16 protein-coding genes, 1 tRNA gene and 4 pseudogenes are annotated in these 17,064 nt (G+C 63.1%); 6 read left to right on the plus strand and 15 right to left on the minus strand.

Annotated features, from left to right (window positions below; genetic code table 11):
* The first annotated feature begins 89 nt into the window (after positions 1 to 89).
* Positions 90 to 992 carry a serine hydrolase domain-containing protein gene (locus DPM13_RS17370; RefSeq protein ID WP_223252135.1) on the plus strand — a complete coding sequence of 301 codons (903 nt, stop codon included), beginning with the start codon at positions 90 to 92 and terminating at the stop codon, positions 990 to 992.
* Positions 993 to 1,035: 43 nt separating this feature from the next.
* Positions 1,036 to 2,845: pseudogene (locus DPM13_RS17375) on the plus strand (ABC-F family ATP-binding cassette domain-containing protein).
* Positions 2,846 to 5,005: 2,160 nt separating this feature from the next.
* On the opposite strand, the pseudogene DPM13_RS17385 reads toward DPM13_RS17375, so the two are convergent.
* From DPM13_RS17385 to DPM13_RS17425, 8 genes and pseudogenes are all read right to left on the minus strand, one after another.
* Positions 5,006 to 5,179 (minus strand): annotated as a pseudogene (locus DPM13_RS17385) (septum site-determining protein MinD); the annotation flags it as partial.
* Between the two features lie 865 nt (positions 5,180 to 6,044).
* A pseudogene (locus DPM13_RS17400) lies at positions 6,045 to 6,191 on the minus strand (IS66 family transposase); the annotation flags it as partial.
* 72 nt (positions 6,192 to 6,263) lie between these two features.
* On the minus strand, positions 6,264 to 6,476 hold the full coding sequence (locus DPM13_RS17405) for a hypothetical protein (protein ID WP_223252136.1): 213 nt from the start codon (positions 6,474 to 6,476) through the stop codon (positions 6,264 to 6,266).
* Between the two features lie 445 nt (positions 6,477 to 6,921).
* On the minus strand, positions 6,922 to 7,098 hold the full coding sequence (locus DPM13_RS21485; protein WP_189654763.1) for a hypothetical protein: 177 nt from the start codon (positions 7,096 to 7,098) through the stop codon (positions 6,922 to 6,924).
* Positions 7,099 to 7,537: 439 nt separating this feature from the next.
* Positions 7,538 to 7,660, minus strand: a complete 123-nt coding sequence (locus DPM13_RS25420) for a hypothetical protein (RefSeq protein WP_262983177.1) — start codon at positions 7,658 to 7,660, stop codon at positions 7,538 to 7,540.
* A 173-nt stretch (positions 7,661 to 7,833) separates the two neighbouring features.
* The gene (locus tag DPM13_RS24145; RefSeq protein ID WP_223252137.1) at positions 7,834 to 8,238 is read right to left on the minus strand and encodes a replication initiator protein A; all 405 of its coding nucleotides are present in this window, start codon (positions 8,236 to 8,238) and stop codon (positions 7,834 to 7,836) included.
* On the minus strand, positions 8,235 to 8,507 hold the full coding sequence (locus tag DPM13_RS24150) for a hypothetical protein (RefSeq protein ID WP_223252138.1): 273 nt from the start codon (positions 8,505 to 8,507) through the stop codon (positions 8,235 to 8,237). The genes DPM13_RS24145 and DPM13_RS24150 overlap by 4 nt, the downstream gene beginning before the upstream one ends.
* 1,377 nt (positions 8,508 to 9,884) lie before the next feature.
* Positions 9,885 to 10,076 carry a hypothetical protein gene (locus DPM13_RS17425; protein WP_112888498.1) on the minus strand — a complete coding sequence of 64 codons (192 nt, stop codon included), beginning with the start codon at positions 10,074 to 10,076 and terminating at the stop codon, positions 9,885 to 9,887.
* Between the two features lie 59 nt (positions 10,077 to 10,135).
* Here DPM13_RS17425 and DPM13_RS21490 point away from each other — a divergent pair, with 59 nt between their 5' ends.
* Both DPM13_RS21490 and DPM13_RS17435 read left to right on the plus strand, forming a co-directional pair.
* Positions 10,136 to 10,336 carry a hypothetical protein gene (locus DPM13_RS21490; RefSeq protein WP_189654764.1) on the plus strand — a complete coding sequence of 67 codons (201 nt, stop codon included), beginning with the start codon at positions 10,136 to 10,138 and terminating at the stop codon, positions 10,334 to 10,336.
* Between the two features lie 156 nt (positions 10,337 to 10,492).
* Positions 10,493 to 10,696: pseudogene (locus tag DPM13_RS17435) on the plus strand (NAD-dependent epimerase/dehydratase family protein); the annotation flags it as partial.
* 27 nt (positions 10,697 to 10,723) lie between these two features.
* Here DPM13_RS17435 and DPM13_RS21495 read toward each other — a convergent pair.
* Positions 10,724 to 10,990 carry a hypothetical protein gene (locus DPM13_RS21495; RefSeq protein WP_189654962.1) on the minus strand — a complete coding sequence of 89 codons (267 nt, stop codon included), beginning with the start codon at positions 10,988 to 10,990 and terminating at the stop codon, positions 10,724 to 10,726.
* 673 nt (positions 10,991 to 11,663) lie between these two features.
* Entirely contained in the window at positions 11,664 to 11,945 is a 282-nt protein-coding gene (locus DPM13_RS21500; RefSeq protein WP_189654765.1) for a hypothetical protein, read from the minus strand.
* Positions 11,946 to 12,237: 292 nt separating this feature from the next.
* Between DPM13_RS21500 and DPM13_RS20100 the strand changes: the two genes are divergently transcribed.
* On the plus strand, positions 12,238 to 12,600 hold the full coding sequence (locus DPM13_RS20100) for a hypothetical protein (protein ID WP_145963452.1): 363 nt from the start codon (positions 12,238 to 12,240) through the stop codon (positions 12,598 to 12,600).
* Here DPM13_RS20100 and DPM13_RS24160 read toward each other — a convergent pair whose 3' ends face one another.
* Genes DPM13_RS24160 through DPM13_RS24165 form a run of 3 tightly spaced genes read right to left on the minus strand, consistent with a single transcriptional unit; the run spans position 12,601 to position 13,268 of the window.
* Positions 12,601 to 12,789: a hypothetical protein gene (locus tag DPM13_RS24160; protein WP_223252139.1), complete on the minus strand. Its 189-nt coding sequence runs from the start codon at positions 12,787 to 12,789 to the stop codon at positions 12,601 to 12,603.
* Positions 12,790 to 12,814: 25 nt separating this feature from the next.
* The gene (locus DPM13_RS17450) at positions 12,815 to 13,075 is read right to left on the minus strand and encodes a hypothetical protein (RefSeq protein ID WP_145963453.1); all 261 of its coding nucleotides are present in this window, start codon (positions 13,073 to 13,075) and stop codon (positions 12,815 to 12,817) included.
* On the minus strand, positions 13,050 to 13,268 hold the full coding sequence (locus DPM13_RS24165; RefSeq protein ID WP_223252140.1) for a hypothetical protein: 219 nt from the start codon (positions 13,266 to 13,268) through the stop codon (positions 13,050 to 13,052). Before DPM13_RS24165 ends, DPM13_RS17450 begins: the two co-directional genes overlap by 26 nt.
* A gap of 2,385 nt (positions 13,269 to 15,653) precedes the next feature.
* Between DPM13_RS24165 and DPM13_RS17460 the strand changes: the two genes are divergently transcribed.
* Positions 15,654 to 15,896, plus strand: a complete 243-nt coding sequence (locus tag DPM13_RS17460; RefSeq protein WP_112888500.1) for a hypothetical protein — start codon at positions 15,654 to 15,656, stop codon at positions 15,894 to 15,896.
* Between the two features lie 366 nt (positions 15,897 to 16,262).
* Here the strand turns inward: DPM13_RS17460 and DPM13_RS24170 are convergent, their stop codons facing one another.
* Complete coding sequence (locus tag DPM13_RS24170; protein WP_262983178.1) at positions 16,263 to 16,415, minus strand: Plug domain-containing protein; 153 nt, start codon at positions 16,413 to 16,415, stop codon at positions 16,263 to 16,265.
* 527 nt (positions 16,416 to 16,942) lie between these two features.
* Positions 16,943 to 17,017 (minus strand) — tRNA-Gln (locus tag DPM13_RS17470).
* Positions 17,018 to 17,064: the final 47 nt, after the last annotated feature.

Below are 17,064 nucleotides of genomic sequence, written 5' to 3' on the forward strand. Positions count from 1 at the left end.
CCGGGCCCGCGCGGCCCCATCTCCCGTCGAGGAAGCGCCGATCCCGCGCCTTGCGGCGCGCCGCCGCTCGACCATATGCCCTCCGTCCCGTGCCCGCCGGTCCTGCAAAAACGCCGCCAGCCTCTCCGTCAGGCTGCCGCCCCCGTCCCGCGCCGCGGCGGGCGCGAGATCGCAGCCCGGAGCTATGGCGGCTCGACCCGGACCGGCCCACGAACATCAAGTCGGCGTCGAAATCCATCGTCTCGGCCCTGGCCGGCATCGCCATCGCCAAGGGAGTCTTCAGCGGCCCGGATCAAGGCGTCGCCGCGCTGCTGCGCGCGGACCTGCCGCCCGATCCCGACCTCCGCATGGCGCGGCTGACGCTGGGCCACCTGCTGTCCATGCAGGCGGGGCTGGAACGCCAGTCGGGCCCGAACTATGGCGCCTGGGTCGCCAGCCGCAACTGGGTCCGGGCGGCGCTGGCCGCGCCCTTCGTCGCCGATCCGGGGGCGGGGATGCTCTATTCCACCGCCTCGACGCATCTGGTCTCGGCCATGCTGACGCGGGCCTCGGGGCGCTCGACGCTGCAACTGGCGCGGGACTGGCTGGACATTCCCGGCTTTCGCATCACCGCCTGGGACCGCGACCCGCAGGGCATCTATCTGGGCGGCAACCAGATGGCCATGTCGACGCGCAGCCTGCTGGCCTTCGGCGCGGCCTATGCGGCGGGCGGGCAGGGCGTCATCCCCCCCGACTGGATCGCGCAAAGCTGGCAGCCGCGCACGCGCTCCATCTTCAATGGCGAGCAATATGGCTATGGCTGGTTCATCAGCCGCATCGGCGGGCGGCCGGTGCGCTATGGCTGGGGCTATGGCGGGCAGATGATCTATGTCTTTCCGGGGTCTGCGCCGGTCGCCATCGCCATGACCTCGGACCCCGACCAGCCCTCGGCGCGCACGGGCTATCGCACGCAGCTGCATGCGCTGGCGGGGCGGCTGGTCGCGGCGCTGTAAGCCCCCGTTGACCCTGCGCGCGGGCCAGCCTATCTGGCAGACCATGGCACGCGCACCCCTTTTGCAACTCACCGACATCTCGCTGACCTTCGGCGGCAATCCCGTGTTCGACGGGCTGAACCTGACCGTGCAGGGCGGCGACCGCGTCGCGCTGGTGGGCCGCAACGGCTCGGGGAAATCCACGCTGATGAAGGTCATGGCCGGGCTGGTCGAACCCGACCAGGGCCAGGTCATCACCCCCGCCGGCATCCATGTCGGCTATATGGAACAGGACCCCGACCTGACGGGCTTCGCCACCCTGGGCGATTTCGCCCGCGCATCCCTGGGCGACGCCGAAGGCTACCGCGTCGAGATGGCGGCCGAGGGGCTGAAGTTCGACCCCGACCGCGCCGTGGCCACCGCCTCGGGCGGGGAACGCCGCCGCGCCGCATCGCCCGCCTGCTGGCCGAGGCGCCCGAGCTGCTGCTGCTGGACGAGCCGACGAACCACCTGGACATCGAGGCCATCGGCTGGCTGGAAGAACAGCTTTCCACCACCCGCGCGGCCTTCGTGCTGATCTCGCACGACCGCGCCTTCCTGCGCGCGCTGACGCGGGCGACGCTGTGGATCGACCGGGGCGAGGTGCGCCGGCAGGACCGCGGCTTCGAACATTTCGAGGACTGGCGCGAGACCCTGTGGGCGGCCGAGGACGAGGCCCGCCACAAGCTGGACCGCAAGATCAAGGCCGAGGCCCGCTGGGCGGTCGAAGGCATTTCGGCGCGCCGCAAACGCAACCAGGGCCGCGTGCGGGCGCTCGCTGCGCTGCGGAGGAACGCGCGGGCCAGATCCGCCGCCAGGGCACCGCCGCGATGGAACTGGACGCGGGCCAGCAGTCGGGCAAGCGCGTGATCGACGCCAAGGGGATCAGCAAGGCCTTTGGCGACCGGGTGATCCTGCGGCCCTTCGACCTGCGCGTGCTGCGCGGCGACCGCGTCGCCTTCGTCGGCCCGAACGGCGCGGGCAAGACCACGCTGATCAAGATGCTGACCGGCGAAATCGCGCCCGACACGGGCGAGGTGAAGCACGGCACGAACCTCGACATCGCGGTCTTCGACCAGGCCCGCAGCGCCATCGACGAAACCGTCAGCCTGTGGGACGCGATGGTTGGCGACCCCGAAATGCGCGTCTCGGGCCGGGCCGATCAGGTGATGGTGCGGGGCAATCCGCGCCATGTCGTGGCCTATCTCAAGGACTTCCTCTTCGACGAGGCGCAGGCCCGCGCGCCGGTGGGCAGCCTGTCGGGCGGCGAAAAGGCCCGGCTGCTTCTGGCGCGGATCATGGCGCGGCCGTCGAACCTGCTGGTCCTGGACGAGCCGACGAACGATCTGGACGTGGAAACCCTGGACCTGCTCCAGGATATCCTGGGCGATTACGATGGCACCGTGCTGCTGGTCAGCCACGACCGCGACTTCATCGACCGGGTGGCCACGACCACCGTGGCGATGGAGGGCGACGGGCGCGCCACGATCTATCCCGGCGGCTGGTCCGACTATCGGCGCCAGCGGCCCGAGGTGCTGGCCGAGGAACCCGCGCCCGCGCCGCGCGGCGTGGCCCCGAGGCCCGGACCCAAAGAGGCGGCACCCGAGCGCGCCGGCCTCAGCTTTTCCGAACGCAAGCGGCTCGAGGCGCTGCCCGCCGTCATGGAGCGGCTGGAGGCCGAGATCGGCAAGCTGACCGAGTTCCTGGCCCAGCCCGACCTGTTCCAGACCGCCCCCGCCAAGTTCCAGAAGGCGAGCGAGGGCCTGGCCGAACGCCAGGCCGCCCTTGCCGCCGCCGAAGAGGAATGGCTGGACCTGGCCGAACGCGACGGCTGAACCCGGCCCTTGCCGTCATACCGCCTGTGTACGCGCGGTGTACGCCCGGTGCACGGCTGTCACAGCGAAAACCCCAGCAAACGCCGGGCATTCCGTTCCCCGCCCATCCGCGCAACGCTCGCCGCCGTTGCGCGGCCCTTCCCTCATGCCGAGCCTCGGACCCGAGGCCCGCGCCCGAGAGGGCACCGCGCGCCCGACGCCCTCACCGACCAAGCCGCCCGCACCCGAAAGGGCGCCATGCACGCTGGCGCAGGACCCTGTCTTCCGCCCGACCCACGCGCGCGAGAGGGCATGTGGCCGACGATGGCAAGGCGGTGGATCGTCATGCCCAAGCCCGCGCCCGCGTGGGGCATGGCGGGATGGCAGGCGTAGGCCGGGGCGGCATGCGCCGCCGTTTCGGATGTTATCGCTTCCCGTTGCAGTAACACGGCCGGATGAATCGAAAAGACGCTTTTCAGCACCCCGACACGCGGACGATTTTCAGCCCCGCAGCACGTTCCCGCACCGGAACTGCCTGATTTTCAAGGAAGAAGTAAACTGGCTGGGGCGGTAGGATTCGAACCTACGGTACACGGTACCAAAAACCGTTGCCTTACCACTTGGCCACGCCTGAAGACAAAGATCCACTGACGACTGGCGCCTAACAGGCAAGTGTCGGCCCAGGCGACCGCCCCCCATTTTCGGCAGCGCCGGCGATGAGTTGGTGAAGATCAGCGAGAAATAGCCCCGCTCGATCGCGCGCAGCGCATTTTTGGCCAATGCTAGATACAGCTGGGCCATCCAGTAGTTCAGCCCAAATGCATCCTCAAAGTCCTCAGCACACTCTCTAAGTGATATCCGCCCCCTCTGGATCGAGTCGCCCCCGCACGGGGGCGCGGCTCGGAACCCGCCAACGGCCAAATGCTCCAGGCCCATTAGTCTGTAGCGATCCGCGAGGTTAAGCTCAGTAAAGTGCGACTGCAAATGCTGGTACACCCTAAGAGCCATTCCGTCTGGTCGGACGAGACGGTAAGAAAGTACCAGAGCATTTGCTTCTATGCGCACCCGCGCTTCCAAAAAAGCAATGGCAGGAATCCAGATTACCCTGCGCCGACCGCATAAGTAAGCCAACCTGCGCACCCTAGAGTGCGCACCCATAAGCCAATCAGATTGCGGTGACGAACCCGAGCAGGCCGCGTACCGAACTGCGCAGCTCGGACAAGATATTGCGGGAAGGCCGACAAGCGACGTGAAAGTGCCAGAGGCACAGCATGATGACTCCTAACCGCGAACATGCATGATCGCCGCTCTACGGGCGAGCCGCGCAGACAATGCAAAACAGATACCGTTAGCCAGCCGAACAGCCTCGACAACGAAACTCTGGTCTCTCGCGGTCAAGGAGGAGCTGATCGGCGAATTCCGCAAGGCACCGGTCATTTCGGTTGCAACTAGCCCGCCGATCTCTGGGACAGCGCCCTCATAGGTATTCCCAAGCAGCAAACCGGCTAGCCGGAATGTGCCGCCTCCATACGCCGCCGGCGACGGCTGGTGATTGGCGTCCGTGATCTCATCAAGACATCAGTCGCGTTAACGGAAGCACCGGAATCGAACGCATCCCGCTACTTCTCCATCTCATCCTGAATGCTCGAAGACGCATGAGCGTGCCGCGAACCCGAGCTTTATTCCGAAGGTCGTCTCCTAGTTCTAGGACACTGGTGTTGTGGCGCGCCAACGCTCTAAGGGTCTCGTGCCAATCAGTCGAGCCGTCGTCCAGATTGAAAACCTCCTGCGTTATTACACCGATGCTTTCTGCAAATGTCTCTACACTGCAGCGACGGCAACGACAGCCGGTTTTCATCACCAACCGTTGCGCAGATAGCAGAAAGCTCAGCACTTCGCGGGTATATTACGCAGCGCCAGGTGAGTCGAGTTGCAGGATGGCGGTATCCGTCGAAGCTTCGAGCAGCGAAGCTCCTGAGAAACGCGGCGAGAAGCGGGGATGTGGTGCGGTATCGTCCAGCGGTCCATCGACCAGAGTCAGAACTCCACCTAAGATCATCGAGCACCTAAAGAAGATCGGCAATGAATGAGCGCACGACAAGCATTTCACCTGTCTCATTGCCATGCGGGAAGAGATCGGGACGACCAGTATTAATAACATTATCAGCGCGGGAACTGATTGTCGCGGGTCTGCGAGGTCGGCAGGACATACAGGTTTTCCAGCCGGCGGTCCTTGATCAGGGCCTGTTTCAGCTTGGCGTCGCCCTGGATCACATTGATGAAATCGAACACCACGCGGCGTTCGCAGCCCATGATCATGTCCAGGTTGCGCAGGCCCACGTCGAAATCGATCACGAAATCGATCACGACCGTCTGCAACAGTGCCTTACAAGCGCTCAATCGGCCTCTGTTCTCCTAGAATAACGAAGGGTGTCTGACCACTGCTCGGACACCAATATGCGGCTTGGGTGGCGCCCTGCCCGAAGAGGATGCGACTGATCTCCCCGATCGTCGGTCGGCCGCGCTCAATGGCGAGAAGACCCGCAGCGATGAACGAGCTCGGACAGGAATCGGGAAATTCGTCCACGGTAGCGATCAGCGCATTGACGACCGGATGCGAGCTTCCAAAAATCGCGTCCATCTCTTCGCGCGAACTGTCGACGAAGCTGGCTTCATGCTCCCAACTGTCAACCGGGACGCCGGTGACATAATCGGTGGCATTGGCCGCAGCAGGCGTGCAGCGTCGGTTATCGTACGCTTCGCCCCACTAAAGCGTAGCAGTGAGACCTGATAGGGTTCGCTGTCCTCGACCCCGGCTTTTATGTCATCGTCGAACGCAACATCCCGCAGTCCCCTCAAGTACGGCTCAAAGATGTTTTTTCCGAGCTTGTAGAGCGTTTCGTAGTAGCAGGTCCTTGTTGAACTGCAATCAGATAGGAGACAGCTCCTAATAGACCACAAGCAGGCGAGCGATCGTCAGGTGTCCAACCAAAGCTGCGCAACAGCGTCGTGCTGAATAATGTGCAGGGGTCCGAGATCGTGGATTCCTCACGCGATAAGATGCCGTGACTTCGAAGTTGTTTTGTACCCGAGTCATCCCAGAGTTGTCCTCGCCGAGTACAGGCAGCGGAAAAAGATAGATCGTTGGTGATTTTTCCGAGCTGATTTCAAGACGAAGTCTCATGCAAACGGCCCCGTCAGGATCTTTGCTTTTCGTTTTTTGCAGCACTTTCATGGCGCGGCCGCACCAGTCAACCAGCGTGCTGTCGGGAATGCCCGCACCCATCCGAGCGAAGATCTCGTTCTGGCGATAAAGCGGAAGATGGTCGTCAAACTTGGCGACAAGGATGTGGGCCAGCAGGCCAGCATGATGCTGCCCGCATCGGTGTTTACGACGAGATTCGCATTGTGGGTGACCATAATCACCTGGCGTCTACCCTTATTCATCAATTTCCGGCGCCGATCCAATGCATCTGAACACTGAATCGCATCCAGATTTTTTCAGCCTGATCCGGTCGCCGCCGACCTCTGCGGCGAAATCGCCGATGATCGAGAAGGTCGCAACCACGTCCAGCGGTTCCGCCTGCGCAGCCGCGACGGATGAAAACGCAATGGCCGAGCAGGCAGCGATGCGGAAGAGCCAGTCTTTCATGGGATATCCTTTCATGGCGTCAGGCCGTGCGGTGATGGCGCATCGGCGCGTGCGAACCCATGGCCTCGAGCATCGGCCGGACCCGCGCGAATTCGGCCGCCGAACCGCTTTCCCAAGCCGACTTAAGTGCTTCAGTGGCAGCCAATATCAGTGATCCCCGGCCGTAAAACGGCCCAGCTCTGCAAGACATTCGCACCGGTGTCCTCGGGCGGCGCGATGCGCAACAAAGCCACAACCTCTCTGCCAACTTGATCCAGCTGTGGCTGACGCAGTTTGACAGAGGCGATGCGAGTGGCGGGACTTGGCATCAAGCCCTGCAAGCGCTTTGTGCGCATGACCGACAGCCGGCACGACTCTCCGATCTTCCCAACCTGTATCGCAACCTCAAACCCGGGTCTGTTCCGGGTGTCTCGAACCTTCGGGTCGATGAGGGTGGAATCAAGCGCTAAAGCACAGAGTTGTAATTGCCGAACAGCCGGAAGGTGAGATTTTCACCGATGGGCCCGGCCAGCATGAAGTTGCTGCGCACCGAGTCGCCTTCCTGCCGGCTTTCGGGCGAGTTGTAGTGCATCCCGACCTGCCCCGAGAAGGTTTCGGGGCGCTTGGTGATGATATTGACCACTTAAACCAGATACTCGCACGGATCATAGCAATTAAGCCGCAAGGCCCTGATCGACTCAGATTCTAAAGACTAACAAGAACTCAGGTCCCGAATGATCCGCATTAAGTGCCTGGGTCTGCCTGGCGGGCTTGTGCTTGGCAGGAGCATAGTCGGGAGCCATGGTGGGACGCATCTGCGAACTTGATCCTGCAGGTCGATAAAGTACGCGGTTATTTTCTACGTATGGATCCATTCCTAAGCTTCTTGGCGCTCACGCTCCTTTTCGTTTCTAACGGCCAGCAATCAATGAGGCGTGTTTGCCGCATACAGGCGCTGATGCAGGTCGGCAATATAACCGCGTTCAGGGTCTGCTGACCTGACGAACATGCGCGGTTAGAGATGCGACGAGGCTATCATTTTCGATATTATGCTATGATCAAGAAAAAACAAGAGATCAGCATCAGCCTAGGGTTTGCTCGAGGGCTTCAATCAGATGCACTTCTCCCAGCTCCTCGAAGTCGAGCGCCCCTTTGCGATTGTCCTGCGAGTGGGTTTCGAAGATCACGCGCTCGATCTCGTCCACGAGGCCGTCGGATACCCCCGTGGACGAACATAGATCTTCTACGAATTGCTGGGAAAGGTACCGACCACGTTAGAATGTCACCATCGATCGTCGGATATCTCTCGAAGAAAACGGGCATGTCGCTCGCATCAACAACGCCCCATCGACCAGATCGTAGTCGACATGACCGATCATCAGCTGCTCACCCTTTCGGAGGGTGCGATATCGCTTAACATCTCATCCCATGCCGCCGGCGTGATCGCGTCGCATCCGGCAGCGATGACATCGAGCCGACGCTGTCTTACAGATCCGCGAGCCCCACCGATCGCCGCGATCCGGCATTGAGGGCAGATGATCTGGAGTGGTCGCCCAACCGGCCCCGTCAATCCGGACGTGCGACAGGACCAGCGAGCGGTCGATGACGCTGTTGCTTTTAACCATTCGGGCAGGACGAACTCCATGCCCTCGACGCGGCCCGAGCGCGTCGTCAATTCCTCCCACTCATTGATCCATGAGAATTGCCGGCGACGCCAATGCGGACCGTTGCGGATCGTGGTGGCGATGACAGTGGATTGCAGCCGCGCCAGCGCGGCTTTCAAAAGCCGGTATTGGTGATTGCCCGGTCGGGCGTCCGATGGGCGAACGCAACAGAAATCTCCTGAGCAATGCGTCTCGAACTCGAGCGGGAGCGTTGTCTGCGGCCTCGCGCAAACCCGAGGTGCGCAGCGTTGCCCCGCCCGCCACAGCAATAAGATGCCTCTTCATCAACTGCAAAGCCATGCGCTTTTGAGAAGTAATCATCACTGGGAACATTCTCAAGGTTTTGTACAGGATGGTTGGCGCCGTGATGACCATGATTCATTTTCATCGTCACGGCCTTCTTGTGTTCGGTCGAGTTAGGTCGGCCCGCGATGTAATGTTATGGTACTCATGACATTGAACTGCTATGCGAATGAGTTCCTGGGAGGGGGTCTAGATGCTGAGCGTCTTCGAGGACCCTACCTCATGACATTGAACAGCCTTACTATACCCCTGTATATATCTTTCAGGAGCTCGTACGTGCGGATAGGAAGGGGTATTAGAACGTCAATCAGCCGGCAATCAACCGTAGCACCCGCTATCGTACTGCAAAGTGACATAACAATCGGGTTGCGAACGAGGCGGACAAGCGGCATCGCTTGTTCGAGGCGGCAGGCTATAGTACCATGCGAATCGCCGATGAACTATTTTCATGATCGTGCCGGACCGGTCGATCGAATGATGCTGATCGACAGACAAATACAGTTCGATGAACGACCTCTGCTACGACCTGGGCATACCATTACAGTAATTAGCCAACCAACCCGCAACCTGATCATTAAATTAAAATATTATTATAATCCTCGGCGAACAACACCACGACCAAACAAGGTGAGGTCAAGGTGACCGCCCGACCAGATGCCGCGCATCAGATCGCCTGCACGTGGCCGGCCCTCGCGCAGAACCGCGCGAGCGATGATCTCGCGCAGCTCAGCCTCGTGCAACGAACTTCCGCTTTCTGGCTTTGAAGTCGCATTGCCGTATGGCCTCAGCGTCTGGACCGAACGAAGCCAGTCGAGGACTCAGGCTCGGCTCTAGGGTGCGGGCAGGCCCACGCCGGTAGGCTTGGGATCGGGCTGAGGCAAGCGATCGGGCGCAATCCGCCATCAAGCCCTGTAATTAGTGCAAGGGACTGAGGCCGAAAGAGCGCAGCGAAGGTTTCGCATTCCGTACTTACCGCGGATTGCGCAAGGAGAACGAAATTGCGAGCGCTACACCAGTGCCCACGCAACGAAGAAGGGAGCAACAGTCTCGAAGGAGCTGCCATATCTATACATTATCTTTGGCCCATGAGTGCGTAGGCTATAATTTCCGTGTACCAAAACGAACTGAAAAATCTGCAAGGCCTGGGGCTCAAAGATGCAACTGAGAAGTAATGCAGCTTCGAGACTCGATCAATAGGCGATCCAATAACTTCCGGCGCACTGGCACGGACCAGAGCATCAGCGGACGGACCAATTCCAGACCTGGCTGCAAGAAGCACTATTGATTCAGGGTCAGACATCTGACATGCCGCTGCCCAAAGGGGAGGGCAAGACACTCGAGAAAATTCGAGAGGCCGAGTTCGTGGATCAAATTTATTTGTGATGCACTAGAGTTATGGGTATCGAAATAATTCGTTGCTAGCGCTAAGAGTTCTCGGAACCTTAGAAAGGCCTTGCGCTTTCTAGTCAGGCATAGATAATTCGCTTCGACCTTCAGATCCTCTCCGTAAGGCAATGACAATCACCAAAGTCATGATCGCGGCGTCCAGGCGGCCCATCTTGTCGTAATGCCATTCCGCAAAGATGTCCTGGGACAGGAACACGCTGCGGTCGACCTGCGGGGCCAGGAACAGCGCAGCGGCATGCAGGAGCATATGCGCGCGCCAGCCGAGGCCGATCCTGTTTGGCGACTTCAAGGCCGGTTATCGGGTTTATGATCGGCTTGATCTGGATACGCTGGGTGACCTCTTGTGCACACAACCGCTTTGATCTCGTGATTGGTATCGGCGCGCAGGCGTTGTTCGATCTGCTCCGGGTCGGCTCCCGACCGCCAGTCGCCTACGATGAATTCTGCCTGACCCAAGCTTCTCGGCCATTTTCTTCGGCCATGTTCTTCCACAAGGTGGCGAAATGACCGGTTTCATACATCAGCACCCGATCCCATGGCCTTGGAAACTGCTGGAAGCTTCGTCACAGGAGAGACGTGAGCTGATCATGCGCGCCGCCCCGTCCCTGATCCCGGCGAGTAACTGTGCCTCATGGCACCTGTTGCGCCGATGGCCTGTCGCGGATGACCGTCCATCTGCGGTCGAGGAGCTCAAGGTGCGCCACTGCCGTCTCGCGGAAGATCCTGGTAACCGGCGGGGCCGGGGCCGGGTTCATCGGCTCGGCCGTGGTGCGGCTGGCGGTCCGGCGCGGGCATCAGGTGGTGAACCTGGACGCGCTGACCTATGCCGCGAACCTGGAAAACGTGGCCCCGGTGTCGAACAGCCCGCTCGAGCCGACCGGATCGCCGGCGTTGTCAACGCGGAGAGTTCCGGCCTCGGCCTCGGCGGCGGTCGTCGAGATGGCGGATGTCGAAGACCCGCCGCGCCGCGACGATGCCCGATGCCGCTGCCGTGATCGCCGCGACGGTGATCTCGATGCGGGTCGGGTCAGTGTCGCCCCGGCGGCCCGGCAGCCTGCCGGCAACGCGGTTCAGCAGGGTGTCGAGCGTGCCGATCTCGACATAGTCGGCGCTTACCTCAGCCGCGCGGGCGGCTTCGGTTGCACTAAGGCCGGGTGGCATTCGCCTTGGCCCCGCTGCCCCGCAGGCCGAAAGCGGTCAATCCGCGGCATGTTAGGCCGGTCGTTCGGAGGGGCCTTGATCAGCCTCGTGCGATTCCCTGGCCGCCTCCAGCGGGACACGGCCTCGGCCAGCGCGGCCTGACTGTTCGCAGGTCGGCGTTCGGTCAGCGAGCGCTTGGCGTGGGCCTTGCCCGCGGCGATCTTGCCTTCCGGGCGGCATCGCCTGGCCAATCGAGGTCGGCCTGGTCTCGCGGGCCGCCACTCGGCCATCCGGGCCGCGCGCGCGACTGCGGATCGGGCGGCGCTGACCTGCGCTGGAGGCCTGCGAGCTCTGCCTTTGCGGCGGAGATGCGCGCATCAACCGCCGCGGCGTCGCCGCGGCCGCTGCACAAGGTCGCGGCCTGCCGCCACCTCTGCGGCGGCCTGGCCAGGTCAGCCAGCCGCAGGCACTGGGACTTGTCCTTGGGCCGGATGCGCAGATCCGCGGGATTGGCCAGGCGCTCGCCGCGCTGCGCAGCAGCGGGCAGGGGCATGGCAGCGCCGCACTGCTGTCGGCGTGGGTCCTATGACGTGATGACGCCTTCGGCCGCCCGCCGGGGGTTCTGGAAGCCATTCACTGGAAGCCGGCGATCCGCTGGGTCATCGACAGGATCCACGTGCTGGAACCGACGTGTTCAGTCGATCTGCCGCAGCCTGCACGAGGCCGCGGAACTGCGATTATCCTGCTGCGGTCTGACAGGCGGCACGTCGACCGCAGCATCGGACTGGAAGGTGTGAACCCGTCTGGCGACGAGCGGTGCGGCAACATGGCCCGCTCGGTCCGCGTCGTGGCGCCGCACCTCGCATTTCCACCTGCTCGTCGGGATGGAGAAGGTCTGGGGCATCGACCCGAAGCAGGTCCAGATCCTGAACATGAAACCGCCGCAGATCATGGCCGCCTGGCAGCGCGGCGACATCGACGCGGCCTATGTCTGGCCGCCGGCGCTGGGGTTTGACCTGCGGGGACGCCCGCCGGGGCAAGCTGTGGGTCATCAGCATGGGTTTGCAACTTCGGTAGAACAACTAGCATCAGCGCCCCTGTCACGCTGGGCGCGACCGTGTCCTGATGCTCTCCGGTCGCCAGAACGGCTCCGAGGCCTCGGCGGCCGGTCCCCCTGTCCGACACCCAAGACAAGACCGTGGGCCTGCGACAAATGCGGCCGCCGGATGGCGGACAGGAATGGTCTGGGATCGGGGACGGGTCTGCGCGTGATCCCTGCCGGCATGGCGGGCCGGGCAGACCGCCGGGGCGGCATCGAGGGGATCGGCGACGGCATCACCGTGCTGTGCGAGCCCAACGAGTATCCGGGCGGACTGAACGTCCACAAGCCCGTCGCCAAAAAAGTTGGCCGGGGTCAGCGGGCGGCTCCCGCGGTCCAGCGGTCCCAGCGCTTCGCCCGGCGCGGCTGCCCACGCGCGCGGCCTCCGGGAGCTGCCGGGCCGATCGGCACTGTTCCGGTGCCGCCCCGCCCCTTCAAGGGCCGCGCCCTCGCCGCCAGCAAGGCAAGTGGAACCGTCCGGGGCGGTATCCCCAGCCTTCCGCATCCCGAGGGGCTTGTGCAGGCCGGGTGATCATCCCCCTCCACCCCGGCCGACCTTGCTCGTTGCTGCCCCAGGATCCTGCGTCGACGCGCCTTCCTGGTCAAGCACCATGCGCAGGTCCAGGCTGTCGCGGATCACCTCGGGCCTGGCTTCGAGGATCTGCACCGCCGCGCGGTGATCTCCTCGGCCCGCGACGGCGTCGCGGCGCGCAAGCACCACGGTAATAGTCGGCCAGCGGTGTCGCTCAGGCCCGGAACGACCGGATCACCGGCGTATCCGTGGTGCCCATGCCGGGCGCACCCATCCGCCCCAGCCCGCGGCATTCCGCCGGCATCCCCTTCGGCCGTCCACCACCGGCGGCGTCCGCCCGGCTGCCGGCAGTCCCGTGCGCGTTGGTGGTCATCACCCACGTCACCCGGCTCATGTCGAAGTCGACGCGCAGATAGGGGTCGGTCCAGTTCCGCGCGGTCACGGGACGATCATCGTCCTGACGCGGCTTCGCCATGGTGCTGCCGCCGGAGGTGTTGCCGGCGATTCGCGGGCCAGGCCGTCGTCTGTTCAGGGCCGGGGGCGATCCGGTCGGTGAGGATGGTCTGTGCCAGCATGCCCATGCCGGCGCTGGACCAGCCGACGATCATGCCCGCGACCGGACAGGAACCCGAGGCTATCGCCGCGCCCAGGTCGCCCAGCGGATGCACGCGCGCGGCCAGGTGCCGCGCCCAAGCCGACTCGCCGAGCCGGGGCCAGAGGGATCGGGCCCCGCATCGGGGCGCCCCGGCGGGCGGTCCGCCGCCATTGTCATTACGGGTGAACAGGGCGGGCTCATCCCGCCGCTCCGGAGATGCAGGGCGGCGGCGATCTCGTGGGCCTCGGCGCAGACACAAGGCGGCGCGGCTCGCACGGGTCGAGGCGCGGGCAATTGCGGCCGAGGCGATTTCTGTTGGCACCGCATCCAGCTTGCAATCGCACCGCTCGGCGATGCACCGGGCGCGGGCCGGACGCGCCGGTTCGGTCGGACAGCGGGGCCGCGCTGAGCGAGAGGCGTTCGCCGTCATGCAGCATGCCGTCGATGGCGACGACATTGTCGACCGTCTTGCCGAAGCCGTCAGCCGCTCGGTGGCGGCACGCATGTCCGCCGAGGTCGCGGCCAATGCCGTCGATCGGGCAGGATGCAGATGGGCATGGCGATGCCTTCAGTCGGCCAAGGCCGCGCCGTCACCGTCGGCGGCACATCCAATTCCGCGAATGGCCGAGGCGGACAGCAGGTCGCGCGTATAGGGATGGGAGGGGTTGGCGAACAGCCTGCCGGTATTGAACACTCGCTGCAGGGCATGGAGGGTGGCAGTTCATGTTCAACAGGGAGCGGCAGGATATGTTCCTGCCTCTCTGAATGATCCGTAGGCGGAGAACCGCGCATCTCGTGTCGCGGCGTGGCCGACCAGTGCGCGCGCACCGCTGCCCGGCTCTGTGCCGTCAGTCGATCGTTCCACGCCGCGACAATTCTACTCGACGGCTATGCCCAACCTGTAACAACGAACTCCCTCGCGCTCGTCATTTCAGAATAACCTTTCCTTCTGCAGTAGTCTTGGCGGACGCGGCATCAGCATCGTGGCAGCCGGCCAGGCGAGCGGGATCGTTTCGCCTCCATGCGCGAAGGAAGTTCAGCACCGCAAAGACCGCCATCGCAGCGCCACCACGATCAGCGGCTGGATAATCGCCGGGGCGACCGCCTGCGGCTCAAGATCTGACCAGGTCGTATCGCTCGGCCTTTCATCAACCGACACTGTCATCGACAACAATCACCTCACCTGTTGGCTCGATGAATCCCGCATCCGGTCCTGACCCGTGCGAAAAGGCGAAGGTAGCCGGAAAAAGTACTAGTGCAAAGGGCTGAAGTTCAGGGCCGAGACGACTCTTCAGTCGACGACGACCATAGCCGCATCGTCAGCCCGTGCACGCTGAGCGATGGACCAGAGATCTATCTGCCCAGATGGTCAAAAGGGACTGCCCTTAAATCTGGGCCTTTTCGGCCGGCTGCTACCGCCATTTAGAGCGGCCATGCCGAGGTGCTGCCTGGCGGAGCCCGCCAAAAGGGCGAGGGTGAGTTTTAGAATAGCAGAGTAGGCAAACCCGACCGAGGAAGGGCGGAGCGCTGACATGCAAGCGGCCCCACGATCCATGCCAGACACAGAGACAAAGGTCGGGGACGGGGCGCATGAGAGTCCCTGGCGGCCCTGCCGGTACTTAGCGCTACGACAACGGCATTGCAGGAGCGGCGCCAAAGGCGGCGCCGGGCTCACGCGGCCAGGGTCTGCGCCAGGGCGGAGCCGACGCCACCTGCATCGACGAGGCAGAAGCGACATCATCCGTCTCAGAGGACCCTCTCAGCCTCAGAATAACTCGACCCGGCGGAATCTCTCGATCGCCAGTCCAGCTGAACCGCACGCGGGCCAGCCTCTCCGTAGACCTCGTCCTCGATTCCATTGCATGGCCCGGAGATCGAGGCGGAAGATTACCGACACCCGCACGGCGTAGCTGGACGGTGACGCTGAATGGCGAAGGCTGTGGCATGACTTTCGCCGGCGCGCTCGCCCAATTGGTCGTCCAGAACGTTCCGCCACTTGTGGTCGATGCTGTCGCCAAGGTTGGCGAGCCTGGCCTTCCGGCGGAGGTCCGGGACAGGTTCAGCGCTGCGACCGGTGTCGTGGTCATGGTTTGTCAACATCTTGGGGTTGCCGGATCGGCGGGAGGTTGCCTAAAGTTCTCCGTATGTTCTCACGAATCGGGGAGACCGGTATCCAGTCATGCTTGCGATGTCGCAGTGAAGCTGGGGTTGTCGATCTCTTTGCTCCCATTCAGTATTGGCCGCGATCACCGGCGAGCCAATCAAGGCGTACGCCGAATGAACACATGCGCGGGCTTCGGCGCCGCCTTGGCGACTCGCAGCCCTGCAGACCGGAGCGGCGAAGGTGCGACGACCTGAACGGCGAGAATGACAGCCGCTTGTCGCGGGCCCGGACCCGGTCCCGTTCGCGCAGCATGGTCAGGTCGATCGGTGCCACCGGCAAGCCATCGGCCCGTGCATGGGCGAGGAGCTGGCCGAAATGAAGGACGAGGATATCGATTACAGCGATATTCCAGAACTGGACGAGGAATTCTGGCGGAAAGCCAGGATTGTCGAGCCTGAAACAACGCAGCAGATTACCTTGCGCGTCAAGAAATCGGTACGTCGAGACCTCGCTTCAACGGGCCAGTCGGCTTGGCGCCCGCGTGTCTGGCGGGATGTTCTTGAGGACGGGCTTGCCTGTGGCCTTCACCGGATCTGAACCGCCCCGGGTCCTGGATACCGGAGAGTAGAACACTCAAAGGATGAGCCCTATGACGAAGGCGCCGCAGCGAAGTCAGGGTCGGAGTCGAAACTGTCTGGCGCGGAGGCCGAACGAGCAGCGAACTTCCCGGCACAGGGTGATTGCCGGTTCAGTTTTGCGTGGTGCCGAAGGTCCAGTATTTCTGCCATGGGAAATCTCCTGTGGTTGGCTTCCGGCGACGGATCCGGGCTAGGCTCACGATGGAGGGCCGTCGAAGGTCGCCCGTCGTCGTAAATGCCGGCCGAGCCAGTGCCGGCCGCAGGCATGCTGACTGTTCTCAAGCATCGCGTCGTTCTCCCGTCGGCGGGGTGCCGATGGGTATGGCTACATCCAAAAATTATGGTCAGCACGGCCGCGGATGTTCGGCTCGTCGAAGCCCGGCGTCGCGCCATAGGGCTCGGCCACCGCGCCCGCGCTGTAACGCAGCGCCTGCCCCACCGAAGTCGCCCCCTGGTCGCGGATCTGCTGGCCCGTCACGACCGAGACGGACTGCTGGGTTATCCAGCTCGCTAGCGCGAGTCTTGGTCCTCGACAACGGCGCCGAGGCCGTCCTGCGCCAGGCTGCAGCGCGCTCGCTCATCAGAACAAGTCCCATGTCGAAGCCCTCATGCCACCTGGTCAAAACCAGCGTCAGCGCTCAGGGCAGAGGCGACAAATCAACTTTGCCAGTTCGCGACAATTCTAATTTTGTTCGACAGACCCCATCTGCATAACTGAAGTTATGTAATCGTTCCGGACGTGAAATAGTACTCCAAGGTGTCCTAGCCCCCTCCCCACTGTCCACGGGCATCGCCCGTGTCAGCAGGACTTCATCGGCGCCGGTCGAGGCCCGGATCACGACATCGCCGACAACAATATCCATCCCGAGCGTGACATCCGTAATATCCATCCCGAGCGTGACATCCGTCGCCGGCGGCGCCTCCGCCGACAGCCGCGAGGACGATTTTCAGCCCCGCAGCACGTTCCCGCACCGGAACTGCCTGATTTTCAAGGAAGAAGTAAACTGGCTGGGGCGGTAGGATTCGAACCTACGGTACACGGTACCAAAAACCGTTGCCTTACCACTTGGCCACGCCCCAACTCTGTGGAGGCGTATCTAGCCAAGCCGGTCAGGGGGTGCAAGGGC

The sequence above is a fragment of the Paracoccus mutanolyticus genome (assembly GCF_003285265.1).
Classification (GTDB): domain Bacteria; phylum Pseudomonadota; class Alphaproteobacteria; order Rhodobacterales; family Rhodobacteraceae; genus Paracoccus; species Paracoccus yeei.